Source organism: Algoriphagus aestuariicola, assembly GCF_017254835.1.
Lineage (GTDB): Bacteria > Bacteroidota > Bacteroidia > Cytophagales > Cyclobacteriaceae > Algoriphagus > Algoriphagus aestuariicola.
In genome coordinates this window covers 85,465-109,152 of the sequence record NZ_JAFKCW010000007.1, presented here as the reverse complement: position 1 = coordinate 109,152, position 23,688 = coordinate 85,465, and the positions used below count along the sequence as shown (strand labels likewise).

The window sequence follows — 23,688 nt, the reverse complement described above, 5'->3', positions numbered from 1 at the left end:
TACTTACAATTTAGGCGGCCTAGCGCAGGGGTCCCACCTCTTCCCATCCCGAACAGAGAAGTTAAGCCCTGCAGCGCCGATGGTACTGGGGTTACACCCGGGAGAGTAGGTCGCCGCCACATTATTCAAGCCAGCTCATCGAGCTGGTTTTTTTCGTTTCCTGACACCGGATCTTTTTAGCAAGGAGATTTCTGTTCAGTTCGTACTATCGGAAACGTGTCTTGTCTTCTGGATTAAGTCAGTTGCTCCAAATTCCAATATTTGGAAGTCACTGCATAGCTCCAATTTTTCAAATATCTTGACATTAAAAAGGCAGGCAGTTTTTTCCATACATTGATTTTTGATCATATCCCAAATTGGCCCAAATGATGGTGGAAATGTTTCCTATGAAATCTTTCCCACTCACCATGATTCAGTTTTCCAAATCGTGGGTGAATTGTAAGATCGTCTTTGAATTCATTAAAATGCTTGTTGAATTGATCAATACTTTTAAGCAATTCTGATTTGGCCGTTTCCATGTCAGCGTACCTGAGGTCTAAGAGATTTTCCCCAATACCAGGTGCTTTTATTCCTTTTGGGAAATCAATTTCCGAATAGATCAAAATTTGTTTTTGGGCAAGCTGCTTTTCAGTTGGTTCAAAATCGGGAATTTTTATCCTCCCATAGGATATTTTAACCGTAAGCGCCAGGTGCTCTAACATGTGCTGTGGCGTCATTATTCCAAATTTAGCCACACTATCTTTGGTTAGCCGGGCAATTCTCAATTCAATTGAATTTTTATCCATCGTCTTAGATTTTAATGACAAAAAAAAGCGTTTGAAACTATCAAACGCCTTTTATCCATTTTACGAACTCTAGATTTTAGCTTCCACACATTTCGCAGCCCTCGGGATCGTCCAAAGAGCAGGAGATGGCGTCTTGCTTTTGTGTCTTGGACTGTTCGGCTTCCACAGTCTTTTCAGGCTTGGTTTCTAGGGAAGCTTTGTCTAGCGTAAATTTGATGGCTGCCGTAGCGGCTTGTGATCTCAGATAGTACATACCGGTTTTCAGGCCTTTTTTCCAGGCATAAAAATGCATTGAGGTCAATTTGCCGAAGTTTGGATCCTGCATGAAGATGTTCATGCTTTGGGATTGGCAGATATAAGCTCCACGATCTGCAGCCATATCTATGATGACTTTTTGGGAGATTTCCCACACAGTCTTATAGATGTCTTTGATGTTTTGAGGTATACCTGGGACATTCTGAACCGAGCCATTGGTAGAGATAAGCCTGTTTCTCATGGTGTCATTCCACATACCCAGATTGATTAGATCTTTCATCAAGTGTTTGTTTACCATGATGAATTCACCGGAAAGTGTTCTTCGAGTGTATAGGTTGGAAGTGTAAGGCTCAAAGCACTCGTTGTTCCCCAGAATTTGCGAAGTCGATGCAGTGGGCATTGGAGCTACTAGCAGAGAATTCCTCATTCCGTACTTTTTCACTTTCTCTTTTAGTGCATCCCAGTTCCATCTTCCTGACTTGGGCGTAACGCCCCACATGTCAAATTGCAAGATACCTTTGGATGCTGGACAACCTTCATAGGTCTCGTAGGTCCCTTGTGTTTTGGCCAACTCCATAGATGTCTCCACCGCGGCATAATAGATCGTCTCGAAGATATCCTCATTCAATCCTCTGGCTTCTACTGAGTCGAATGGCATTCTAAGCATAATAAAGGCATCTGCGAGTCCTTGAATCCCCAATCCAATTGGACGGTGTCTAAAGTTGGATCGGCGGGCCTCCTCTACAGGATAGTAGTTGATGTCTATTACCTTGTTCAGGTTGCGCGTTGCCACCTTAGTGATTTCGTATAGCTTGCTATGGTCAAACATCGGCTTACCATCTGGTCCGCTAGTTACAAACTTTGGAATGGCAATAGATGCGAGGTTACACACTGCTACTTCGTCCGGCGCGGTGTATTCGATGATTTCTGTGCAAAGGTTAGACGACTTGATCGTACCCAGATTCTTTTGGTTGGATTTGCCGTTAGCAGAATCCTTGTAAAGCATATAAGGGGTACCTGTCTCGATTTGGGATTCTAGAATTTCAAACCAAAGTTCTTGAGCTTTTACGGTTTCCCTTGCCCTTCCCTCACGCTCGTATTTTTCAAATAACCTTTCAAATTCCTCACCATGGCAGTCAGACAGCCCCGGCGCTTCGTTTGGACAGAAAAGGGGCCAGTCTTCGTTTTGCTCCACCCGCTTCATGAAAAGATCCGGGATCCAAAGGGCATAGAACAAATCTCTAGCGCGCATCTCCTCTTTGCCGTGGTTTCTCTTCAGTTCCAGGAAATCCTTGATATCAGCGTGCCATGGTTCAAGGTAAATGGCAAATGACCCTTTTCTTTTTCCTCCGCCTTGGTCCACATAGCGAGCGGTCATGTCAAAGTTCCTCAGCATAGGCACGATACCATTGGAGACTCCGTTGGTTCCTTTGATGTAGCTACCTTTGGCTCTGACATGATGAATTGAGAGCCCGATTCCGCCTGCAGATTGGGAGATTTTCGCACATTGTTTTAATGTGTCATAGATCCCGTCGATGCTGTCGTCTTTCATCGTCAACAGGAAGCAGGAAGACAGCTGCGGTTTTGGAGTGCCGGCATTGAATAGCGTAGGAGTAGCGTGCGTGAACCAACGTTCTGAAAGCAGGTTATAGGTTTCGATTGCTGCGTCCATATCTTCTCGGTGGATTCCTACGGCCACACGCATGAGCATGTGCTGGGGGCGTTCCACCACCTTGCCATCCAGGCGGATCAGGTAGCTTTTTTCAAGGGTTTTATACCCAAAGTAGTCGTAGCCGAAATCACGTCTGTAGTCCACCGCCTCGTCCAAGCGGGCTGCGTTCTTTTTGATGATGCCGTACACCTCAGTGTCGATCAGCTGGGCGTTTTCGCCGGTTTTTGGATTGACGTAGGTGTACAATCTTTTCATGGTGTTTGAAAAAGACTGGCTGGTGGTTTTATGGAGGTTGGATATCGCAATCCTTGCAGCTAGGATGGCATAGTCTGGATGTCTCACCGTAAGTGAGGCACAGACTTCCGCTGCGAGATTGTCCAGTTCAGAGGTAGTGACTCCGTCATAAAGACCGTCAATCACCTTCTTTGCCACCTCTATGGGCTGGATAAACTTAGGATCCAATTCATAGCAGAGGTTTTCGATCCTTGCGGTGATCTTGTCAAATCTTACAGATTCTCTTCTTCCGTCGCGTTTGATTACAAGCATGTTCGGCTGATTTTTGGATAGGTGGAAAGAAATTGGTTAAAAGTCTTCTTCGATGGAAAATCTGGAAGAAGATTCACTCGCCTCGGTAGATTTCATTACCCCGGCTTTTTGATAGTCTCCGACTCGCTTTTCAAAGAAGTTGGTCTTGCCTTGCAGGGAGATCATGTCCATGAAGTCAAATGGATTGGTGCTGTTCCAGACTTTATCGCAGCCCAATTCCATCAATAATCGGTCAGCTACAAATTCAATATACTGGCACATCAAGTCCGAGTTCATACCGATCAGCCTTACAGGCAGAGCGTCGGTTACAAATTCCTTTTCGATTGCCACCGCATCCATGATGATCTCACGAACGGTTTCTTTTGGCAGCGGATTGACCACGTGTTTAGTATAGAGATGGCATGCAAAGTCGCAGTGCAAGCCTTCATCTCTGGAAATTAATTCGTTTGAGAAAGTGAGGCCGGGCATCAAGCCCCGTTTCTTCAACCAAAAAATGGAACAAAAAGATCCTGAGAAGAAAATCCCCTCCACAGCGGCAAACGCGATCAGCCTTTCTTGGAAATTTCCGTTGTCGATCCAGCGGAGTGCCCATTCTGCCTTTCTTTTGACACAGTCTATGTGTTCGATGGCATTGAGAAGCCGATCTCTTTCTGCGGAATCCTTGATATACGTATCGATCAGAAGGGAATAGGTTTCAGAATGGATGTTTTCCATCGCAATCTGGAATCCGTAGAAAAACTTGGCCTCGGTGTACTGGACCTCGGAAACAAAGTGCTCGGCCAGGTTTTCGTTGACAATACCATCACTTGCCGCAAAGAAAGCCAATACATGGGAAATGAAGTGTCTTTCCCCATCGTTCAAATTTTTCCAGTCCGTCATATCTTGGCCTAGGTCGATTTCCTCCGCGGTCCAAAAACTCGCCTCGGCTTTCTTGTAGTATTGCCAGATGTCGTTATGCTGGATTGGGAAAAGCACGAAACGGCCACTGTTTTCTTCTAAAATTGGTTCTTGCTGCATCTTACTCTGAATTATATTGAAGTTCTTAAAATGGTTTTGAGGCGGTAAATCATGTCCTCATTCTGGTCCGGTGATGGCAAAGGCTGCCTTTTTAGAACAGCCTTTGAACAAATATGTAAAGCAAAAAGGGAAAAAAAAACGGGAATGCCGCCGTTTCAGCTATTTTTTGAACAGAAGTCGAAAAACGGTTAGTGTCCTATAAATCAGGAATAAATATTCGTTGAGGTAAATCATAAAATTAATCATTTTGCCCATTTATGGGCTTTTTAATAATTTTCAACATTTTAAAAAAAGTTTTCCACAACTCAAATCGATCAAAAAATTGACCGGTAGTCATTAAAATATCAGCGGAGCCGAGTAAATTCTTTGACTGAATCCCAGCTCTTTAGCTCTCGTGCTTTGCAAAAGGCTAAGTTTACATTTCTAAGATTCACGGATTCTATTAAGGCAAATTCGACGTGGGTTAGAGGAGATCCCGCAAAACCCAAAGGTACGCGACAGCTTCCTTTTTGGATTTTGGCAGAATGTTTTTTTGTTCAAAATCACTTTCTTATATTTGCACTCCGATTTCTACAAAGAATCCAAGAATCATGTACGCAATTGTAAACATCGCAGGTAAGCAGTTCAAAGTAACAAAAGATCAGTACGTCTATGCTCCCAAGCTGGACGGTGACGCTGGCGCTTCCGTGGAATTTGACCAGGTCTTGTTGGCAGAAGCCGACGGCACTGTGTCTGTAGGTGCTCCTATCGTATCAGGAGCCAAGGTATCTGGGAAAATCCTAGATCATGTAAAAGGTGACAAGGTGATTGTCTTCAAAAAGAAGCGCCGTAAGGGCTACAAGAAGAAGAATGGTCACAGACAAGACTTCACCAAAGTTCTCATCGAAAATATTACATTCTAAGTTTTCCCTCTGGGAAGACGTAAACTGATATAACCATGGCACACAAAAAAGGTGTAGGTAGTTCCAAAAACGGTAGAGAGTCACATTCCAAAAGATTGGGCGTGAAGAAATTCGGTGGTGAGGTGGTCATTGCCGGTAACATCATCGTAAGACAAAGAGGTACAAAGCATCACGCTGGCCTTAATGTTGGAGTTGGTAAAGATCATACATTGTTCGCTTTGTCGAATGGTGTTGTGACTTTCAAGACCAAAGCTGACGGCAAGTCCTATGTAAGCGTTTTGCCTGCTGAGGCATAAGCCTACCTACTTAAGAAAATCAAGCCTCTTCCCTGTGAAGAGGCTTTTTTTTGCCCAAATCTTATTGCTATACCATTTGGACTCATTTCTTCAGAAAAAGATGCTTTCGGCATTGGTAATTTCTTAGACTCTTTCTTACCATCATTTCGGATGATTGGGATGCGTTCGCCCTAATTAAGGACTATAAATACAAGTGCGGTTTGCTTAGAACAACCTGAAATCCCTGATCTGCTCTATAAAAGTACCCGCGCTGGAGGGAGATAGAACAAGGATGAAAATAATCCCAAAGATGGCACCATAGAGGTGGGCGTCATGGTTGATGTTGTCACCGCCCTTCTTACCCTGTGCATAGGAATAGATCAGAAAAAGTACGCCGAGAATGAATCCCGGGAGGCAGATGATCCCAAACAGACAGATATCCGAAAGGGGCATGATCACAATGCTGGCAAAAACTGCGGCCGCAGTACCGCCAGATGCGCCTAGTGCCCGATAGTGGCTGTCGTCTTGATGCTTTTTATAAGTTGGTATATCTGAGATAACGATTCCCAAAAGATAAAACCCTACGAAAAATAGTCCGCCAAGTGCTTCCCCAAAGGTATAGCCTAAAAACATCTCCACGACTCTTCCAAAGAAGTAGAACGTAAACATGTTGAAGAGCAGGTGGATGTAGTCTTTGTGGATAAAGCCGGAGAGGATAAATCTGTCCCATTGCCCGCGCTTTTTGATCCGATAGGGCATAAACATCCATCGATCCATCATCTCGTGGCGATTGAAAGCCACGATGCTCGTGATCGCTGTGATCCCAATCAAAGCAGTAGTCAGCGAAAATTCCATGGTCTATTTCTCTCTGTGAATCAGATCGTGGGTGATAGCTCGTAAAGCATTTAGATGGTTTTGGTCTGCGCAATGGATGCCGTCCAATTGTTCAAATGCGGTTTTAAAATAATCCTCCATTTTTCCCTCAGTCAGCGACCTAATACCAAGTTTGATGTAAAGTGCCCGGACGGCTCTTACTTTTTCCATCTTGTCAAACTCCCGTTGGGAGAGCCAAAAATTCAGTTCCTCAGCATCCTTTCCCTTTGCCAACTCCAGTGCCTTGATCAGCAGAAAGGTTTTTTTGTTGGAGATGATGTCTCCGCCAACCTGCTTGCCGAATTTTGCCTGATCCGCAAAGACATCCAGAAGATCGTCCTTGAGCTGGAAGCCCACACCGATATTGACACCAAAATCGTAAAGCTTCCTTGCGTCATCCTTTTTTGCCCCAGCAAGAACGGCCCCTAGCTGCAGAGCATAACCCAAGAGAACTGCTGTCTTCAATCGGATCATCTTGAGGTATTCTTCCTCGCTTACGGTTCCGTATTTCTCAAAGTTCATGTCAAACTGCTGCCCTTCGCAGACTTCTGCGGCAGTTTTGTTGAACAGGCCGATGACCTCAGGAAGAAGCGCAGGGTCCGTGCCAAGGAGCAGGTCGTATGCTCTGACCAACATGACGTCACCGGAAAGAATAGCCGTGTTGGCATTCCATTTCTCGTGCACCGTCGCCTTGCCTCGTCTCAGGGGAGCCTGATCCATGATGTCGTCATGCATCAGCGTGAAATTGTGAAAGACCTCAACTGCGCAGGCTTGATCGAGAATTTCTTCAGGTTTTTTCCCGCAAAGTCCGTAAGCCAAAAGGGTGAGAAGTGGTCTGATTCTTTTGCCTCCCAAGCTCAAGATATAGCTGATCGGGTCGTAAAGTTCAGAAGGGGATTGTCCAAAACTGTGGGAGGTAATATGATCCTCGAGCTTAACTAAAAGCGCGTGAGCGAGGCTTTTTTCTGTCATTGTCTGCAAATTCCAAATCGATTGTTCGTCGGTCTATGTCTGTATTCACCACACGGACCATCACCTTGTCGCCCAAAGTGATCATTTTTTTACTTTTGCTGCCTATGAGTCGCATGTTTCTTTCGTCCAGCTCATAGTAGTCGTCATCCATGTCTTGCACTCGAATCATTCCCTCGCACTTGGTCTCGGTGATTTCCACAAATACTCCCCATTCGGTCACGCCGCTGACGATGCCTTCGTAGTCTTTCTGCTCTGCGAGTGCCATGTATTCGACTTGCTTGTATTTGATGGAGGCGCGTTCGGCGTCTGCAGCACGTTTTTCCCGCTCGGACGAATGCAGGCATTTTTGCTCCCATGGCTCCGCATCGGGTGATTTGCCTCCGTCAAGATAGTGCTCCAATAGGCGGTGTACCATCATGTCGGGGTAGCGCCGAATCGGGGAGGTGAAGTGGGTATAGTGTGCGAAAGCCAACCCAAAATGTCCCTTGGGCTCGGTGGTGTACTTTGCCTTGGCCATGCTGCGTATAGCGAGCTGTTCCAGGACATTTTGCTCTGGCTTACCCTGGATTTCGTCCATGAGTTTGTTAAGCGCAGCGGAGATTTTTTGGACATTGGTGACCTCTACTTGGTGTCCAAAGCGCTTTGCAAAGCCAGAGAAGGTCTCCAGCCTGTCCAGGTCCGGGCTGTCGTGTGTTCTATAGACAAAGGTATCCGTCCCGTTGTTTTTCTTGTAGATGAATTCTGCCACATACTTGTTGGCCAAGAGCATGAATTCTTCGATGAGCTTGTGGATGTCTTTGCGCTCTTTGACAAAAAGCCCCAATGGCTTTCCTGCCTCGTCCAGTTTGAATTTGACTTCGACTGTTTCGAAGTTGACCGCACCATGATCAAAGCGCTTCTTGCGGATTTTTTTGGCTATCTCATTGAGAAGTGTCAGTTCTTGGAAAAAGTCACCGGATTGCGTATCGATGCATTCCTGCGCTTCCTCATAGGCATATCTTCGATCGGAATGGATCACGGTTCGGCCTATCCAGTGCTTTACCACATGCCCGCTTCTATCCATCTCAAAGACGCAAGCGAAGGTCAGCTTATCCTCCTTCGGCCGCAACGAACACAGACCGTTACTCAATCGCTCGGGCAGCATCGGGATCGTGCGGTCTACCAAGTAGACGGATGTCGCGCGGTTGTAGGCCTCTTTTTCCAAAGCCGTCTTGGGTTTTACATAATGTGTGACGTCCGCGATGTGCACACCTACTTCGATATTGCCGTTTTCCAACTCTCGATAGGAAATGGCATCATCAAAGTCTTTTGCATCAGCCGGGTCTATCGTAAAGGTTAGCACATCCCTAAAATCCTTTCTCGCCTTTATTTCCTTCGCCGTAATCTTGTCGGAGATGGCATTGGCTTCTGCGTCGGGCTCCTGTGGATATTCGAAGGGCAAACCAAATTCGGCCATGATCGAATGGATCTCCACTTCATGTAGGCCAGCTTTGCCTAATACGCGAATTACTTCGCCGGTCGGGTTTTTGTCACCCTCTCGCCACTCGGTGAGCTTGACCACTACTTTTTCGTTGTGCTCGGCACCCTTGAGGTCTCCCCGATGCACGAAGATATCCTTGTGCATCTTCTTGAAATCCGGTACGATGAAGGCGAAACGAGGGGAAATCTCTACCCGGCCGACGAATTCATCCCTGCTCCGTTCGAGGATTTCAAGCACCCTACCTTCCGTCCTGCCTGTTTTGCCTTTTAATGGGAAAACCATCACCCGGACTTTGTCGCCATCAAGAGCTTGCTTGAGATCGGCTTCTTTGACCAGGATATCGCCGCCCGTTGCATTCGGATCATCCTGGATGATGAAGGCAAACCGGGGATTCACGTAGTCGACCGTGCCTGTTACGAAATCCGGATCTTTGGTGGAGCTGAAGTAGTTCCTGGAATTGCGGGACACCGCGCCTGACTCCACCAGCTTGTAGAGGACTGGTTCGACTCCCCCCTTGTTGAGTGAGTCTCGGATCTCCAAGCGCTTGATGATTTGCTTCGAATTGAATTCCTCCCCGTAATGTGCGTCCAGAAACTGGAGGATTCTTCTGGCCAAGTTGGCTGCATCGTTGGACGGACCGCCTTTTTTATGTTTTGAGTTTTTTCTGTCTGGTTTTCTTCCCATGATGTGGGTGACTTTTTTCTAAGGTAAAAAGATTTGTATGCCTTAGACATTAATCTTTGTGATCTTTTTTTGTTTCTTGTGGCTGGCCCACTTCTATCACGAGCTCGTCCAGCTGTGGGTGCATAGCCATATAGATGCGGGCAGTGACCTCCACATCGCGAAGGCAATATTTTTTGATTTTTTCAAGGTTGTTTTCGAGATAAAATGCGCTGTTGACCTGGCTGCCATCGATGCCCTCTTTTGAAGTAGGAATTCCAAAAACTGCCGCCAAAAGTTCTAGACGGGTATAGTGCTTGTAGTCGCCGAATTTCCACATTTCCATCGTGTCCAGATGGCGAACTTCCCAAGGTCTTTTCCCTGAAATCTGAAGTGGCTCGGGCAGCGATATTCCCTGAATCAGCATCCTCCTGCAAAGGTAGGGGAAATCAAATTCCTTTCCATTATGTGCGCAAAGCACCCACTTTTTCTTTTCTAGCAAAGCCTTCAATCCCAAAAGAAGTTCCCGTTCTTCCGGATCCGCAAAAACCTTCGACCTGAAAATGATCTTTTTGTCTTTCTTCTTTGACTGGAAAAAGCCTACGCCCACGCAGATTACCTGCCCAAATTCGGCATGGATTCCCGCGCGATCAAAATACAGTGATCCTGGGGCCTCTGTTGGCTTTTCCAAGTGGATTAGTCGTTCTTTTTTGATCCACTCGTCTTGCAGTCTGGGATCCAAGTCATCAAATTTCCCGGTCAGTGAGGCGGTTTCTATGTCTAAAAACAGGATTTCTCCCAATTGGTCTAAAAAATCAGCCATATGCTCGTGGTTTAACTGTGCAATATACCCTCCAATCTCAGTTCAGGAATCACACTAAGGTGTTCGGGGTCAAAACTGCCTGGAGTAAAGATAAACTTTTTGTCAAAAATCTGATCCAGAATGTAGTAGCTTACCCAGAATTCGTTAGTCAAAGCGAACACGCTAGGGTCGATCGGTTCTATCTTTGCTATGGCCTGTGCGCCGACTTCCTGTATCATGTGGCGAAGCGTAGAGGTTTGTCGTTTTTCCCCGTTGAGTAGGCCATAACCTCTGGAGGTGACCATCACGGTACTCAGCTCGATCAGATTCATATTGATGAGGTAGACCGCCCACTCAGCTCCTTTGTCAGTCTGGTTTTTGGCGATGGCCAGTTTTACTCCCGTCACTGGGGAGAAGTCTATGTCTTTTTTCATAGTTTATTTTAGGGATTTACCAGATCTGTCGAGAAGGCGACGTATGGGTGTGCCTGACGAGCGTTCTGGATGCTATTCTATTAGATCTGTGTCATCTGGAACAAGTCAACCAGATGTTTACGCACCCTGTCCTTTGCTTCCTTTTCGTCTATAGGTCTTCCGAGCTCCAGATGAAGGGATGTTACGGCCTTGTCGTCGATGCCGCAGGGGATGATGTGGCCAAAGTAGCTCAGATCCACATTGAGATTGAAGGCAAAGCCATGCATGGTCACCCAGCGGCTGGACTTGACTCCCATGGCACAGATTTTTCGTGGGTTTTTCTGCTCCGAATGGTCTATCCAGACGCCAGTGAGACCTTCGATCCGTCCCGCTTCAATTCCATAATCCGCCAAAGTAAGAATAATCGCCTCCTCCAGATATCTCAGATACCGATGGATGTCGGTGAAGAAATTGTCCAAGTCCAAGATCGGATAACCAACGAGCTGGCCAGGTCCGTGGTAGGTGATGTCGCCTCCACGATTGATCTTGTAGTAGCTCGCCATGTGGCTTTTCAACCCGTCTTCATTCAGCAGAAGGTTTTCCGGCTTTCCGCTTTTTCCAAGTGTGTATACGTGGGGGTGCTCCACGAAAAGCAAATAGTTGGGAGATGGAAGTTGCAACTCGGGGGGCAGGCTCCGGTTTTTGATCTTCAGTGCAACTGTCTCCGCAAAAAGGCCTTCCTGATAGTCCCAAGCCTCTTGGTAATCCATCCGGCCCAGATCTCGGAATTCTACTCTTTTATTGATAATTTCGTTCATCTTTTTTCCTCTAGGAAAACTGATTTTTAAAACAGAAGTAGACTCTGTTGGGTTCTGAGATTTTTCAAAATTAAGCAATTTTGGTATGGCCGAGCACAATGACACTGGGAGACTTGCCGAGGAGCTGGCGGCTGTTTGGCTCAGCGGCCAAGGTTATGAACTGATGGATGCAAACTATCGACATGGCTACGCGGAGATAGACCTGATCATGAAGCACAAGGGATTGTTGGTGTTTGTGGAGGTCAAGTTCCGTTCGGGGACAGGCTTTGGTTATGCCGAGGAGTTTGTGGATTCCACCAAAAAGAAGCTCTTGGTAAAGGCGGCAGATCACTATATTTTTGAAAAAGACTGGAAAAAAGATATCCGTTTTGACATTGTTGGCGTCTATAAGGATCGGACGGGCACAGTCAATTTCCGACATTTTGAGGACGCTTTTTACTAAAACTATACCATATGAAAAATCTATTTCTGGGCCTAGTCTTGGCCTTTATTGCCACTTCAACATTTGCGCAAAAGGACGACAAAATCATCAATGACTCCGAAGAAGCGAAAGCAGCCTTTCTCAAAGACGACCCTAGCATGGAGGAATTGTTCAGTTCCGCGTACGGCTACGTGATCTTGCCAAATGTGGGGAAAGGCGGGATCGGAATTGGCGGAGCAGCAGGCAATGGAACTGCATATGAGGGAGGAGAGCTGGTGGGTTTTGCAAAAATGACTCAGGTGACAATCGGATTTCAGTTGGGAGGACAGGCGTACAGCGAGGTCATTTTTTTTGAAAATAAGGAAGCCTTTGACCGATTCAAGGAAAACAAGGTAGAGATGTCTGCGCAAGTGTCTGCAGTTGCAGCAGCCTCGGGAGCCTCTGCCAATGCGAAATATGTCGAAGGCGTAGCTGTCTTCACCCGAACCAAGGGCGGGTTGATGTACGAAGCCTCTGTCGGAGGACAGCAGTTCAAGTTCACAGAAAAATAATTATAGCTCCCTGCGATAGATCAGGTTGCCTTCCTTATCCCATTCCGCCCGAATGTACGGGCGGAAATTTTTTGTATAAGGCTCTTCCTTATACTGTATTTCCCGCTTTCGGATGGCCTTGGTGTTATCAGTATCCCAGTATTCAGTCCAGAGGCCGACTTTTTCCCCATATTGATACTCACCGGTGACGGCGACTTGCTGGTTGTCGTAGAAGTAGAAATAGTTGCCCTCCTCCAGGCTATACTGGATGGGAATAATCTCTTCAATCGATCGGGAAGATTGGTCATAATAACTTATCCGAGATTCCTCAGGCCAGCCCTCGGAGTAGTGATTTTTGTCCTGAAGGACGTTGTTTTCGTCAAATAGCATCCAAGTCTTATGCTTCGTACCGTAGTAAAACATCCCGCTTTCGACCACGGTTTCGTTGACAATCCGTTCATAAGGGCCATGTAGCAAATAGCCGGTCCCTTTGGTGTAACCGGTAGTCTTGATGCTCTTGTCCCGCGTGTCATACCAATACACGTCCCGGATGTAGGGGTCGGGAGTTTGGGCGATGTCAGTATAGTTGAAATATTCCAAATAGGTCTGGCCTCGCAATTCTCTTCGGGTATAGCCACGCTGGGTTTTGATGCCAAACCAGATGTTTTTGCGGGCTTTTTTCTTTTTCTCCTTTTTCTCTTCCTTTTCCTTCTCTTCGTCAAATAGCAGCAGCGGGGCCACCGATGGCAAAAGAGCGGAGTTCACTACACCTGAGGAATCTGGATCTGAGGTTTTCTCGACTTCGTTTTTTTGGGCAGAAGCGAATTTGCCGGAAAGTAACAGGGCAACCAGAAAAACAAGAAATCTTCTGTTCATCGAAGGGAAAACGGCGGAAATGGCAAACTATTTTCTTCAAAAATAACATTTCATCTGACATGTATGGCTTTTATTGGTCAGATGGAATCTCGCTTTGAAGATCAGTATTTTGTTTTGGGGTTGATGCCCCGAGCTCGATTTCAGCATCAATTCCTCGGGTTTGTTTAGAATTAATAATCTTCTGGCTATTTTTGAGGAATTTGTAAAAAACCTATTGAAAAAATGAATTCTATTCTTTCGGATCGCATCCTGAATATGGAGGAGTCAGCTACCCTCGCCATGGCAAAAAAGGCTAGGGAGTTGAAAGCCCAAGGTATTGATATTATCGGCTTGAGTTTGGGTGAGCCAGATTTCAAAACACCCAAGCATATCCAGGAGGCAGCGAAGGCGGCTATTGATGAAGGAAAATATTTTGCCTATCCTCCAGTGGCGGGGTATCAGGATCTGAGAGAAGCGATAGCCAAAAAGCTCCGCGAAGAGAATTCCATCGAACAGGCAAAGGCCGAAAATATCGTGGTTTCCGTCGGTGCGAAGCATTCCATTGCCAACACCTTCATGTGCATCATCAATGAGGGAGACGAGGTAGTCATTTTCTCTCCTTACTGGGTGAGCTACGCGGAGATCATCAAGCTTTGCGGAGGCGTGCCGGTCTTGATCGAGGGGACCTTGGAAAACAACTTCAAGGCTACCGCGGCGCAGCTGGAGGCAGCGATTACGCCAAAGACCAAAGCAGTCATCTACTCATCTCCCTGCAATCCAACCGGCTCCGTGTTTTCCAAAGAGGAACTGGAAGCCATCGCAGACGTGGTGAAGAAGCATGAAAATATCGTCGTCATCGCCGATGAGATCTACGAGTTGATCAATTTCGAAGGTAAAAACTACAGCATCGCGTCTTTCCCCGGAATGTTTGAAAGAACCGTCACCGTGAACGGATTTTCCAAAGGCTATGCCATGACCGGCTGGAGAGTGGGCTATATCTGTGCTCCTTTGGAGATAGCCAAGGCGGTGGAAAAGATGCAAGGCCAGTTTACTTCTGGTAACACAGGTATTGCACAGCGTGCGGCGCTGGCTGGGATTTCTGGAGACCAAGGACCTTCAAGAGAGATGACCAAAGCCTATTTCAAGCGTCGGGCACTCGTTTTGGATTTGCTGAGAGATATCCCTGGGATCAAAACCCACGTTCCGGAGGGAGCCTTTTATTTCTTCCCAGACGTGACCGCATTCTTCGGCAAATCCGCCCATGGACAAACTATAAACAATGCGGATGACCTTTGCCTGTACCTGCTTTCCGTAGCCAATGTTTCCCTCGTGACAGGCGGAGCATTTGGAGCTCCAAATTGCGTTAGGTTGTCCTATGCCGCTTCCGAGGAGGACCTGGTGGAAGCACTGAAAAGAATCAAAAAAGCTTTGGGCGAACTAGCCTAAGTCCTATCAAAAACAAATTTCTTAGCCCTGGCATTAGCTGGGGCTATTTTTTTGCCTTGGCAGAATGAGTTAATTTTAGCCAAAATCTCTTTTCATGGCTGAAGTCCTCGTAATTACCCCGGTAAAGAATTCCATTGAAACGACCTTGGATACTGCAAGGGCTATCGCGGCTTCCGACGTTTTGGTGCGCCATGTGATCTTCAATGACTTCAGCACTCCGGAGACCAAACAGCAGCTGGAGGAAAACAAAACCAAGATCGGCTATGAGCTCATCCATATCGAAGACCTCACCGACCATCCATCTCCAAACTACAAGCTCGTGTTGCAGCTTTCCCAACAGATGGCTTTGGATGGTGGCATGCCGCTACTGGTGGTAGAATCCGATGTGATGGTTAAGCCTGATACGATTTCAAACCTCCTTTTATTTCAGAGAAATAATCCTAATTCAGGTCTCGTGGGGTCGGTGACTGTAGATGAAAAAGGCGCGGTGAACTTTCCCTATTTGAAATTCAAGGATGCGAAAGAGTCAGTCTTGAACACCCAGCGGAGCCTCAGTTTTTGCTGTACCTTGTTTTCATTGGAGTTTCTCAATCTTTATGATTTTACGGGCTTGGACGAGGCGAAAGATTGGTACGACACTTTTATTTCCAAAAAGTCTTTAGAGTTGGGTTTTGAAAACTCTGTATTGATGAATGCGCCGGTTTGGCATCGACCCCATGCGAGTCGACCCTGGAAGCAGTTGAAGTACACGAATCCTATAAAGTATTATTTTTTCAAATTCTGGAAGGGACTTGACAAGATCTGATCAGAGCAGCCCGAGCCATCTCATCAGGGTGTTGTAGGGCTTGGACCAGGTCCTTTGGATTCGCAGTGGTCCATTCAGTTCACGCTCGAAAAAATCCCTATGCTTTGAATTGAGGTAAGCGAGACGTTCGATTTTTTTCTGGTGAGTCGCTGTTTTCTTCCGCTTGCTGGTCGGGGTGAGCCGATAGAAATATCCAATGAAGGGGAGCTGAACTACCTCGCCTCCGTTTTTGAGCATTTTGATCCAAAACTCCCAGTCTTCCCGTCCCATGGTCATGTCGTCCGAGAAGCCGCCCACTTCTAGCGCGTCCTTTCTGCGAAAGAAAGTTGCCGGAAAAATCATGTTGTCACGGGCAAGGTTGTAAAGGCTGAAAGGCTTTAGTTTCCATTTTTTCTGTCCATTTTCATCGAATTTGATCCCCTTGCAGTAGACTACTCTGACCTCCGGACGAGTCGTCAACACGTTGACCGCCTCCTCCATATAGTTTGGCGCGATCAAGTCATCCCCGTCCAAGGGTAGGATGATTTCGCCCTTTGCGGAGTTGATTCCGTTGTTTCGGGCCACGGACACTCCCCCATTAGGCTGGTCTAGCACTCGGATTTCAGGATGCTCCTGTGCCAATTGATGTGCAAGTTCCAAGGAATTGTCCTTTGATCCGTCATTGATGATCAAGATCTCAATAGGGCGATATGTGGATTTCAAGGCGTTTTCGACCGTTTCTCGCAGATATTTCGCCTGATTATAGCAAGGGACAACTATTGAAACCAAAGGGGTCGACATGGGGTGGCGGATTTTAGAAGCGGAAAGTTATTGAAATTATTTTTCATGGTTTGGTTACGATTTCTTTTAAAAATCATAGAAAAAGAATCCTTTCGAGATTTATCGATCAGAAAAATCCAAAGAATAATTTGTTTAGTATTAGGGAAGTTCTAATTTTATGTCTGGTGATTAACAACTTTTCTCTATCTCTCTTTTTCAAAAATGAGATTCTCACGGATCCATTTTTCGAACTCTGACAGTTTTGAAGGAACCCTGGCCTCGGTCAGGGTTCTTTTTTTTATATTGGGTTTGAAAAATTTTCTATGGGGTCGGTTTATCGCTTTTTTCTTGTTTTGTTGTTTGTGGCTAACGGTGGTTTTTTGCTTGCGCAGAGTAAAGGCGTAGATACCACCTATATTAAAGAGACTCCTGAAAAGATGATTTTGAGGACTTATGTCTCCCGGAAATACACCGCTATCAATTACGGAGAACCGATTGGGACTTACGATCCGAACAGCGGACTGAATCTTGGGGTGGGTGTCACGTTTCAAAAATTCACCCTCAATGTGGGTTTTCCGCTTTCATTTATGAACCCTGACCGAAAGGAAGATTGGCCTGGTTTTTTGGATTTACAGTCCCACGTGTACTTGACGGATTGGATAGTGGATCTCTTTGGGCAATTTTACAATGGCTATATGATTAGGGACTACTACAATCTGGACGAAGATTACCTGAGGGAAGATATTCGTGTGGTAAAGCTCGGGGTGAGCGGGAGCTATCTCTTCAATGGCTCAAAACTTTCCCTGTCCGCCGCTTTTCACCAGTCCTCCATTCAGAAAAAATCGGCATTCTCTCCAATGGTTGGATTTGAATCCTATCATGTGCGGATCAGCGGGGATTCTCTGGTGTTGCCCGAACGAGATGGGGCGATTCCTGGGAACTACGCCCGAGGGGATTTTCTCCAGGTTGGTCCGAATGCGGGGATGGCTGGGACGCTTGTTTTGGGCAAAGGTTTTTTTCTCACCGGTGCTGCCTCTGGAAATCTCGGCTTGGGGATTTCCAAAGCAGACAAGGACAAAGAAACCCGGCGCGTCGAAGTGATGCCGGGATATTTTTTAAGGGGATTCGCGGGTTATAACGGCGACCGCTTTTCGATTACGGGAAGCTATGTATACAAGCATCTGAATCTAGTCAAACAGCAGGAGGTCGCCCAGTCCGTCAATACCGGCAACTACCGGATCAATTTGGTCTATAAGATCAACCCGGGCCCAAAGCTGACGAAAACCTATACCAAATTTAACCCACTGAATATTCTCCAGCGTATATTGAACTGACGCGAAGTCGCCGATCAGCGCTTTTATTTTTAGCTTTGGGCTAAGTAACATTCCATAGCATTCCCATGACTAACACCTTTGGTATTTCGCAATCTTTGCAAAAAATAGGGATAAAGCCTGAAAATCTCGGTTCTTCTACCGGCATAAACTGGCTGGATTCGGTTGAAACCTCCTTTTCGTCTTTTTCACCGGCTGACGGAGAATTGATTGCGAAAGTGCAACCTGCCAATACAGAGACCTATGAAGCGGTTATTGCACAGGCACATTTGGCATTTGAAAAATGGCGCACGGTACCGGCTCCTCAGCGGGGGGAAATAGTACGGGAGATCGGGAATGCCCTACGCGAAGTCAAGGAAGACTTGGGAAAGCTGGTCTCCTACGAGATGGGCAAGTCCTACCAAGAAGGGCTCGGAGAAGTGCAGGAGATGATAGATATCTGCGACTTTGCCGTCGGACTGTCCCGTCAGCTGTATGGGCTGACCATACATTCCGAGCGTCCTGGGCACAGGATGTACGAGCAGTGGCATCCGCTGGGGATCGTGGGGATTATTTCTGCCTTCAATTTTCCCGTTGCCGTTTGGTCATGGAATGCTGCTTTGGCCTGGGTCTGCGGCGACGTCTGCGTCTGGAAGCCTTCGGAAAAGGCACCGCTCTCCGCGGTGGCCTGCCAGCACATCGTCGGAAAAATATTCGCCCAACACGGGATGCCGGAAGGCATTTCTTCCCTGATCATAGGCGATCACCAAGTAGGTGAACTTCTATCGCATGACCCAAGAGTTCCATTGGTTTCGGCGACCGGGTCCACCCGAATGGGAAAACTCGTTGCCAAAGCGGTGGGAGAGCGACTTGGCCGATCACTGCTGGAATTGGGCGGTAACAACGCGATCATCATCACTGAAAATGCCGATCTGGACATCGCGATTCGGGGCGCCCTTTTTGGCGCAGTAGGCACCGCAGGACAGCGATGTACCACGACACGCCGCCTGATCATACAAGAGTCCGTCTACGAAGAAGTCAAAACCCGGCTTGCTTCGGCTTATTCCAAATTGGTGATAGGCAATCCCCTCGACGAGAGAAACCACGTCGGCCCCTTGATCGATCGGGACGCTGTGGAGAGCTACCTTGCTGCCATAGATAAAGTCAAAGCCGAGGGAGGAAAGGCTGTAGTGGATGGAGGGGTTCTTGGAGGGAAAGGTTTTGAATCTGGCTGCTACGTGAAGCCGGCGATCTTTGAAGCTGAAAACCACTTTGAGATCGTCCAACATGAGACTTTCGCCCCCATCCTCTACCTGATTAAATACAAAACTTTGGCAGAGGCTATCGCACTGCAAAACGGAGTTCCCCAAGGGCTTTCTTCGGCCATTATGACTACCAATATGAGAGAAGCAGAGGCTTTTCTTTCGGCCGCAGGCTCTGACTGCGGTATCGCCAATGTCAACATCGGAACCTCCGGGGCCGAGATAGGCGGGGCCTTTGGTGGAGAAAAAGAAACCGGAGGTGGGCGGGAATCAGGCTCGGACGCCTGGAAAGCCTACATGCGCCGCCAGACCAATACCATCAATTACAGTACATCGTTGCCGCTGGCGCAAGGGATCAAGTTTGATATTTGAGTAACAAGTAGCAAGATATTAGTATCAAGCACTTGGGTATGCCTGAGCATAGCGTATATGGTGTTTTGATCCCATCTTGACCAAGAATTAACTTTATAGAATATCGTACAAGCTACCTGCTGATCATCGCGAATGGCTACCTAAAACTCCGGCTGTCTATTCTTCCGTCAGCAGCTGCTTCATCTCCTGAAGCTTGGCTTGCTCTTCGGCCGACAGCTGGGGGAAGGCTAAGTCCATTTCGTCCAAGGCATGAATGATGGCTGAAGCCACGGCAATGCGCGCATAGGGCTTGTTGTCCGCCGGAATCACGTACCAAGGACTGTCCTTGGTTGAGGTTTTTCTGATCGCATCTTCGTAAGCCTTCATGTACTGATCCCAATAGCCCCTTTCTTTGATATCCGATGAGCTAAACTTCCAGTTTTTGTCCGGCTCTTCGATTCTCTCTAGAAAGCGCGACTTTTGCTCCTCTTTGGAGACGTTGAGGAAGATTTTGATGACCTTGGTCCCGTTGCGGTGCAGGTATTTTTCAAAATTATGGATGTCTTCCAGGCGCTGTTCCCAAATTTTTTTGGTCACTAGCTTTTGTGGAAGTTTTTGGTTACGCAGAATTCCCTCATGTACCCGCACCACCAGCACTTCCTCGTAATAGGAGCGGTTGAAAATCCCGATTTTTCCCCGTTCTGGCAATTTGGTGATGCAGCGCCAGAGAAAATCATGGTCCAGTTCCTCCGCGCTTGGTGCCTTGAAGGAGTTGACATGGCATCCTTGGGGATTGACTCCGGACAGTACATGCTTGATCGCGCCATCCTTTCCTGCAGCATCCATCGCTTGAAAGATTACCAGCAGAGACCATTTGTCTTGGGCGTACAACACTTCCTGCAGCTCCGCCAAGGCGTCGATTCCCTGTTCCAAGGCTTCTTTGAAGGTGGATTTGTCTTCTGGACCAAACGTTTTTTTTGGTGAGCTGGAAAAGTTTTTGAGTTTGAAGTCTTTGCCATTGCCGACACAGTAGCGTTTGGAAAATTTCTTCGCCCGCTTGATCAGCTCTTCGTCGCTCATTTTTTTGAATGTCTTCGCTGTGAGGTTTTCTTCGCCTATCATAGTCTGTTGTTCAAAAGGAAAAATAAGGCTGAGGCGACTTTGCGCTGGAAAATAGGTGTAAATCCTGCGTTCAAATTCGCTCCAAGCTTGTAAAAAGATACAGGGAAAATCCTGAAATATTCCCTATCTTCTTTTTTTTAAACCGACTAAAAAAAAAGCTGTCGACTGAAAATCTCGTGAATTAAGCTATGAAGAAACTATTGGTTGCCACCGGTGGCGGAGACTGCCCTGGCCTCAACGCGGTCATCCGCGGGATTGTAAAACGAGCTTCCAAGGAGGAGGATTGGGAAGTCTGGGGAAGCTTTGAAGCGCTCAATGGGCTGATGGAGGAACCTACCCGCTTGATCAGACTAGATAAGAAAACAGTCGCGGGGATCCATGTGAAAGGAGGGACCATACTCGGCACAACAAACAAAGGCAATCCGATGAACTATCCGGAAAAACAAGCTGATGGCTACATAAAGTATATCAATCGGATACCCTGGCTGGTAGACCGCTTGAAGGAAAAGGGTTTTGAGGCGTTGATAAATATTGGGGGGGATGGGTCACAGGCCATTTCCCAGGCGATGTTTGAGGCGGGAATGCCCGTAGTGGGTGTTCCAAAGACGATTGACAATGATCTTAATTCCACGGATTTTACTTTTGGCTTCCAAACCGCTGTTCAAACGGCCTCCGAATCATTCGATCGCCTGGTGACCACTGCAAGCAGTCATCACCGGGTAATGATCATGGAAGTGATGGGCAGGGATGCGGGTTGGATTGCTCTCTACACGGCCATCTCAGGCGGGGCTGAAATCTGTCTGATCCCAGAGATTCCATATGATCTGCAAGCACTGGTATCCAAGATCAACGAACGTTATGTAGATGGACGTGGCTTTGTCAATATTGTGATAGCTGAGGGAGCAAAAGCCAAAGACGGAACGATCACGGCAACCAAGGGAGAGGAAGGAAGGCATGCGGTCCGTCTGGGTGGCGTCTGCTATGCGCTCAGCCAGCAGCTCAAGGATGCGGGGATCACCGCTGATATTCGCGAGACGGTGTTGGGGCACACACAGAGGGGAGGTACGCCGATAGCTTATGACCGGGTGATTGCATCGGTTTTCGGGGTCACAGCCATGGAGCTGGTGCTGGCCGGGAAATACGGAGAACTAGTCGTGCTCAAAAACAACCAATACACCTCTGTGCCAATCAAAGAAGCGATCAGCGCTTACAACTACGTCGATCCCAAGGGGACTTTGGTGGAGGCTGCGAAAGGTCTCGGTATTTTCTTCGGAGACTAGGTTTCGCGAAGGTTCAAGACATTTGATTTCCCCAAAAAATAAAAATTTCTAACTTTTAATCTTTTCCCCAAACAATGACCCCTTCCCATTCTTCGATCAAGGCGACCAAAAGCCTGAAACTCGCAATTCTAATACTACTTGTTGTCAGTTTTTCGGCGACATCTTTTGCACAGATCCAAAAGCAATATTTGGATATTTCTGTTTCTCCGGACAAGATGGATTGGACGTACAAAGTCGGGGAAAAAGTAGACTTTATCGTCTCCGTCACCCAATCTGGTCGGCCTGTTCCGGTGAAAAACGTTCGCTATTTTGTCAAAGAGGAAAAAATGGAACCTATCCAAGAGGGACCTTTACAACTCAAAGACGGTAAGGCTTCAATTTCCGCTCCCGGTATGAAAGCGCCCGGATTTCTCCGATGCGAAGTTTTTGCCACGATTGACGGAAAGGAATACAGGGGATTGGGGACCGCAGCCTTTGAGCCTGAAATGATCAAGCCGACGGTGAAGATGCCCGAGGACTTTCAGGCTTTTTGGGACAAAGGGAAAGCGGAATTGGCGGAGGTTCCCTTGGATGCCAAGATCATCCATATACCGGAGAGAAGCACGGAAGCGGTGGATATTTATCATGTAAACTTCCAGAATATCAGAAACAGTCGGGTTTATGGGGTCCTAACCGTGCCAAAGGGTGCTGGGAAGTTCCCCGCAATTCTACAGGTGCCGGGAGCGGGTATACGCCCTTACTTTGGTGATATGGCAAAGGCAGCTCGTGGCGCAATCACGCTGCAGATCGGCATCCACGGAATTCCGATTGACTTGCCTCAGGATGTATATAGCAATTTGGCCAGTGGAGCGCTAAACGGTTACTGGAATTTCAATATTTCGGACAAGGAAATTTACTACTACAAGCGTGTATACCTGGGCTGTATTCGCGCGGTGGATTTTTTGTTTTCATTGCCACAGTTTGACGGAAGTAATTTGGGAATCCATGGAGGAAGTCAAGGTGGGGCTTTGTCAATTATCACAGCCGCCCTTGACCCGCGGATCAAGTATCTCTCCTCCATGTATCCCGCTCTGAGCGATATGACCGGCTATCTCCATGGTAGAGCGGGAGGTTGGCCGCACATGTTTGCGGGAAACAACCTCCAGTATTACAACTATCCTGAAGCGATTGAGACCCTGAGCTACTATGACGTGGTAAATTTCGCGAGAATATTGAAGACACCTGGATTCTATAGTTGGGGCTACAACGACGACACCTGTCCCCCGACTTCCTATTATTCTGCTTACAATGAAATCAAGGCCCCAAAGGAGGTTTTTGTGATCCCCGAGACAGGACACTGGACTTACCCGGAGCAAGGCAAGAAATCCGAAGATTGGCTTTTTGAAAAGTTGAAAAAGTAAGGATCCGATAATCCTGGCTTTCTCGAAGGGATATTTTTGGGTTTTGCGCTCATTCGTATCTAGGATGACCGGATAGGGGAATTGCTTGGGCAACTGGCGCGTTTTCCGCATTCAGCTGTCATATTTCTGTTACAAACCGATTCCCTTGGCCATCATGCCTGCTAAAATCGGAATGAGAAAGAGCAGCAACAGTTCCGCTCGGATCAGCCAAAAAATAGCCTTTGGAATGTCTACTATATCCTGTGGATTTCCTTTTCGATTTTTCAGAAAGAAGACGGTAGGGTAAATTGAAAGGAGTCCAATGGAGATAAACAGGGTCAATTTTAGGTGAAAGACTGGATTTTCGGTGTAAAATTCAGTTGGTTTTCCAAACCCTCCCAGCCACAGCGTCAGCCCCGCCCCCAATAGCGTCAATACAGCAAAACCGTATAGCCCATCAATTTTGGCGAGTTGGCCGATTTCTTTTTTGCTTAACCGGGGCTTCAACAGTAGGTGTTCTGATACCAATACACCCACGATGGCAAAAATGCTGACAAAATGAAAAAATCTTAGGAGCAATTCTGTACTCATCTGGTTCTGCGAGAGGGAATCCTAAAGTTTTGAAATTTTTCTGGGATTTCAGCCAGGCATTTCCCTAAAAATGAACAGTATGCTATCCTGAAAAATGTTTAACTTTT

Annotated in this window: 23 protein-coding genes and 1 rRNA gene; 11 read left to right on the top strand and 13 right to left on the bottom strand. The window is 47.0% G+C overall.

Going from position 1 to position 23,688, the window contains the following annotated elements; genetic code table 11:
* Window positions 1–10: 10 nt before the first annotated feature.
* A 5S ribosomal RNA gene (rrf, locus tag J0A67_RS22530) occupies window positions 11–122 on the top strand.
* A 222-nt stretch (window positions 123–344) separates the two neighbouring features.
* On the opposite strand, the gene J0A67_RS22525 is transcribed toward rrf, so the two are convergent.
* The 3 genes from J0A67_RS22525 to J0A67_RS22515 all read right to left on the bottom strand — a co-directional run bounded on the left by J0A67_RS22525 (window position 345) and on the right by J0A67_RS22515 (window position 4,275).
* Window positions 345–785: a DUF1569 domain-containing protein gene (locus J0A67_RS22525; RefSeq protein ID WP_206571652.1), complete on the bottom strand. Its 441-nt coding sequence runs from the start codon at window positions 783–785 to the stop codon at window positions 345–347.
* A gap of 76 nt (window positions 786–861) precedes the next feature.
* Window positions 862–3,258, bottom strand: a complete 2,397-nt coding sequence (locus J0A67_RS22520) for a ribonucleoside-diphosphate reductase subunit alpha (RefSeq protein WP_206571651.1) — start codon at window positions 3,256–3,258, stop codon at window positions 862–864.
* Window positions 3,259–3,294: 36 nt separating this feature from the next.
* Window positions 3,295–4,275: a ribonucleotide-diphosphate reductase subunit beta gene (locus J0A67_RS22515; protein ID WP_206571650.1), complete on the bottom strand. Its 981-nt coding sequence runs from the start codon at window positions 4,273–4,275 to the stop codon at window positions 3,295–3,297.
* Window positions 4,276–4,865: 590 nt separating this feature from the next.
* Between J0A67_RS22515 and rplU the strand changes: the two genes are divergently transcribed.
* Window positions 4,866–5,177, top strand: a complete 312-nt coding sequence (gene rplU / locus J0A67_RS22510; protein WP_206571649.1) for a 50S ribosomal protein L21 — start codon at window positions 4,866–4,868, stop codon at window positions 5,175–5,177.
* A 35-nt stretch (window positions 5,178–5,212) separates the two neighbouring features.
* Entirely contained in the window at window positions 5,213–5,473 is a 261-nt protein-coding gene (rpmA, locus tag J0A67_RS22505) for a 50S ribosomal protein L27 (RefSeq protein WP_206571648.1), read from the top strand.
* Between the two features lie 204 nt (window positions 5,474–5,677).
* Here the strand turns inward: rpmA and J0A67_RS22500 are convergent, their stop codons facing one another.
* From J0A67_RS22500 to lipB, 6 genes are all read right to left on the bottom strand, one after another.
* On the bottom strand, window positions 5,678–6,307 hold the full coding sequence (locus J0A67_RS22500; protein ID WP_206571647.1) for a rhomboid family intramembrane serine protease: 630 nt from the start codon (window positions 6,305–6,307) through the stop codon (window positions 5,678–5,680).
* 3 nt (window positions 6,308–6,310) lie between these two features.
* Entirely contained in the window at window positions 6,311–7,297 is a 987-nt protein-coding gene (locus J0A67_RS22495) for a polyprenyl synthetase family protein (RefSeq protein WP_206571646.1), read from the bottom strand.
* Window positions 7,260–9,461 carry a ribonuclease R gene (rnr, locus tag J0A67_RS22490; protein ID WP_206571645.1) on the bottom strand — a complete coding sequence of 734 codons (2,202 nt, stop codon included), beginning with the start codon at window positions 9,459–9,461 and terminating at the stop codon, window positions 7,260–7,262. Before rnr ends, J0A67_RS22495 begins: the two co-directional genes overlap by 38 nt.
* Window positions 9,462–9,510: 49 nt before the next feature.
* The gene (locus J0A67_RS22485) at window positions 9,511–10,260 is read right to left on the bottom strand and encodes a 3'-5' exonuclease (protein WP_206571644.1); all 750 of its coding nucleotides are present in this window, start codon (window positions 10,258–10,260) and stop codon (window positions 9,511–9,513) included.
* A gap of 11 nt (window positions 10,261–10,271) precedes the next feature.
* The gene (locus tag J0A67_RS22480) at window positions 10,272–10,673 is read right to left on the bottom strand and encodes a hypothetical protein (RefSeq protein WP_206571643.1); all 402 of its coding nucleotides are present in this window, start codon (window positions 10,671–10,673) and stop codon (window positions 10,272–10,274) included.
* Between the two features lie 80 nt (window positions 10,674–10,753).
* On the bottom strand, window positions 10,754–11,470 hold the full coding sequence (gene lipB / locus J0A67_RS22475; protein WP_206571642.1) for a lipoyl(octanoyl) transferase LipB: 717 nt from the start codon (window positions 11,468–11,470) through the stop codon (window positions 10,754–10,756).
* Between the two features lie 85 nt (window positions 11,471–11,555).
* Between lipB and J0A67_RS22470 the strand changes: the two genes are divergently transcribed.
* Window positions 11,556–11,912, top strand: coding sequence for a YraN family protein (locus J0A67_RS22470; RefSeq protein WP_206571641.1), 357 nt, complete (start codon window positions 11,556–11,558; stop codon window positions 11,910–11,912).
* 11 nt (window positions 11,913–11,923) lie between these two features.
* Window positions 11,924–12,442 (top strand): lipid-binding SYLF domain-containing protein, encoded by a 519-nt coding sequence (locus J0A67_RS22465; RefSeq protein WP_206571640.1) that lies wholly within the window; start codon window positions 11,924–11,926, stop codon window positions 12,440–12,442.
* Here J0A67_RS22465 and J0A67_RS22460 read toward each other — a convergent pair whose 3' ends face one another.
* Entirely contained in the window at window positions 12,443–13,297 is an 855-nt protein-coding gene (locus tag J0A67_RS22460) for a toxin-antitoxin system YwqK family antitoxin (RefSeq protein WP_206571639.1), read from the bottom strand.
* Window positions 13,298–13,519: 222 nt separating this feature from the next.
* On the opposite strand from J0A67_RS22460, the gene J0A67_RS22455 reads away from it, so the two are divergent.
* Window positions 13,520–14,722, top strand: coding sequence for a pyridoxal phosphate-dependent aminotransferase (locus tag J0A67_RS22455; RefSeq protein ID WP_206571638.1), 1,203 nt, complete (start codon window positions 13,520–13,522; stop codon window positions 14,720–14,722).
* A 94-nt stretch (window positions 14,723–14,816) separates the two neighbouring features.
* A complete protein-coding gene (locus J0A67_RS22450) occupies window positions 14,817–15,527 on the top strand; it encodes a glycosyltransferase family A protein (protein ID WP_206571637.1) in 711 nt (236 codons plus the stop codon).
* Here J0A67_RS22450 and J0A67_RS22445 read toward each other — a convergent pair whose 3' ends face one another.
* Complete coding sequence (locus J0A67_RS22445; protein WP_206571636.1) at window positions 15,528–16,307, bottom strand: glycosyltransferase family 2 protein; 780 nt, start codon at window positions 16,305–16,307, stop codon at window positions 15,528–15,530.
* A gap of 302 nt (window positions 16,308–16,609) precedes the next feature.
* Here J0A67_RS22445 and J0A67_RS22440 point away from each other — a divergent pair, with 302 nt between their 5' ends.
* Together J0A67_RS22440 and amaB are read left to right on the top strand one after the other, a co-directional pair.
* Window positions 16,610–17,620 (top strand): DUF4421 domain-containing protein, encoded by a 1,011-nt coding sequence (locus J0A67_RS22440; protein ID WP_206571635.1) that lies wholly within the window; start codon window positions 16,610–16,612, stop codon window positions 17,618–17,620.
* A gap of 65 nt (window positions 17,621–17,685) precedes the next feature.
* Window positions 17,686–19,230: an L-piperidine-6-carboxylate dehydrogenase gene (amaB, locus tag J0A67_RS22435; protein ID WP_206571634.1), complete on the top strand. Its 1,545-nt coding sequence runs from the start codon at window positions 17,686–17,688 to the stop codon at window positions 19,228–19,230.
* Window positions 19,231–19,386: 156 nt separating this feature from the next.
* On the opposite strand, the gene J0A67_RS22430 is transcribed toward amaB, so the two are convergent.
* Window positions 19,387–20,331, bottom strand: a complete 945-nt coding sequence (locus tag J0A67_RS22430; RefSeq protein ID WP_241265305.1) for a polyphosphate kinase 2 family protein — start codon at window positions 20,329–20,331, stop codon at window positions 19,387–19,389.
* A gap of 188 nt (window positions 20,332–20,519) precedes the next feature.
* Here J0A67_RS22430 and J0A67_RS22425 point away from each other — a divergent pair, with 188 nt between their 5' ends.
* Together J0A67_RS22425 and J0A67_RS22420 are read left to right on the top strand one after the other, a co-directional pair.
* A complete protein-coding gene (locus J0A67_RS22425) occupies window positions 20,520–21,611 on the top strand; it encodes a 6-phosphofructokinase (RefSeq protein WP_206571633.1) in 1,092 nt (363 codons plus the stop codon).
* 74 nt (window positions 21,612–21,685) lie between these two features.
* Entirely contained in the window at window positions 21,686–23,011 is a 1,326-nt protein-coding gene (locus tag J0A67_RS22420; RefSeq protein ID WP_206571632.1) for an acetylxylan esterase, read from the top strand.
* A gap of 129 nt (window positions 23,012–23,140) precedes the next feature.
* On the opposite strand, the gene J0A67_RS22415 is transcribed toward J0A67_RS22420, so the two are convergent.
* Entirely contained in the window at window positions 23,141–23,581 is a 441-nt protein-coding gene (locus tag J0A67_RS22415) for a DUF2214 family protein (protein WP_206571631.1), read from the bottom strand.
* Window positions 23,582–23,688: the final 107 nt, after the last annotated feature.

Bases quoted from the DNA above. Each gene is read 5' to 3' on its own strand.
- J0A67_RS22525 (WP_206571652.1), bottom strand. From the start codon at position 785: ATGGATAAAAATTCAATTGAATTGAGAATTGCCCGGCTAACCAAAGAT.
- J0A67_RS22520 (WP_206571651.1), bottom strand. From the start codon at position 3,258: ATGCTTGTAATCAAACGCGACGGAAGAAGAGAATCTGTAAGATTTGAC.
- J0A67_RS22515 (WP_206571650.1), bottom strand. From the start codon at position 4,275: ATGCAGCAAGAACCAATTTTAGAAGAAAACAGTGGCCGTTTCGTGCTT.
- rplU (WP_206571649.1), top strand. From the start codon at position 4,866: ATGTACGCAATTGTAAACATCGCAGGTAAGCAGTTCAAAGTAACAAAA.
- rpmA (WP_206571648.1), top strand. From the start codon at position 5,213: ATGGCACACAAAAAAGGTGTAGGTAGTTCCAAAAACGGTAGAGAGTCA.
- J0A67_RS22500 (WP_206571647.1), bottom strand. From the start codon at position 6,307: ATGGAATTTTCGCTGACTACTGCTTTGATTGGGATCACAGCGATCACG.
- J0A67_RS22495 (WP_206571646.1), bottom strand. From the start codon at position 7,297: ATGACAGAAAAAAGCCTCGCTCACGCGCTTTTAGTTAAGCTCGAGGAT.
- rnr (WP_206571645.1), bottom strand. From the start codon at position 9,461: ATGGGAAGAAAACCAGACAGAAAAAACTCAAAACATAAAAAAGGCGGT.
- J0A67_RS22485 (WP_206571644.1), bottom strand. From the start codon at position 10,260: ATGGCTGATTTTTTAGACCAATTGGGAGAAATCCTGTTTTTAGACATA.
- J0A67_RS22480 (WP_206571643.1), bottom strand. From the start codon at position 10,673: ATGAAAAAAGACATAGACTTCTCCCCAGTGACGGGAGTAAAACTGGCC.
- lipB (WP_206571642.1), bottom strand. From the start codon at position 11,470: ATGAACGAAATTATCAATAAAAGAGTAGAATTCCGAGATCTGGGCCGG.
- J0A67_RS22470 (WP_206571641.1), top strand. From the start codon at position 11,556: ATGGCCGAGCACAATGACACTGGGAGACTTGCCGAGGAGCTGGCGGCT.
- J0A67_RS22465 (WP_206571640.1), top strand. From the start codon at position 11,924: ATGAAAAATCTATTTCTGGGCCTAGTCTTGGCCTTTATTGCCACTTCA.
- J0A67_RS22460 (WP_206571639.1), bottom strand. From the start codon at position 13,297: ATGAACAGAAGATTTCTTGTTTTTCTGGTTGCCCTGTTACTTTCCGGC.
- J0A67_RS22455 (WP_206571638.1), top strand. From the start codon at position 13,520: ATGAATTCTATTCTTTCGGATCGCATCCTGAATATGGAGGAGTCAGCT.
- J0A67_RS22450 (WP_206571637.1), top strand. From the start codon at position 14,817: ATGGCTGAAGTCCTCGTAATTACCCCGGTAAAGAATTCCATTGAAACG.
- J0A67_RS22445 (WP_206571636.1), bottom strand. From the start codon at position 16,307: ATGTCGACCCCTTTGGTTTCAATAGTTGTCCCTTGCTATAATCAGGCG.
- J0A67_RS22440 (WP_206571635.1), top strand. From the start codon at position 16,610: ATGGGGTCGGTTTATCGCTTTTTTCTTGTTTTGTTGTTTGTGGCTAAC.
- amaB (WP_206571634.1), top strand. From the start codon at position 17,686: ATGACTAACACCTTTGGTATTTCGCAATCTTTGCAAAAAATAGGGATA.
- J0A67_RS22430 (WP_241265305.1), bottom strand. From the start codon at position 20,331: ATGATAGGCGAAGAAAACCTCACAGCGAAGACATTCAAAAAAATGAGC.
- J0A67_RS22425 (WP_206571633.1), top strand. From the start codon at position 20,520: ATGAAGAAACTATTGGTTGCCACCGGTGGCGGAGACTGCCCTGGCCTC.
- J0A67_RS22420 (WP_206571632.1), top strand. From the start codon at position 21,686: ATGACCCCTTCCCATTCTTCGATCAAGGCGACCAAAAGCCTGAAACTC.
- J0A67_RS22415 (WP_206571631.1), bottom strand. From the start codon at position 23,581: ATGAGTACAGAATTGCTCCTAAGATTTTTTCATTTTGTCAGCATTTTT.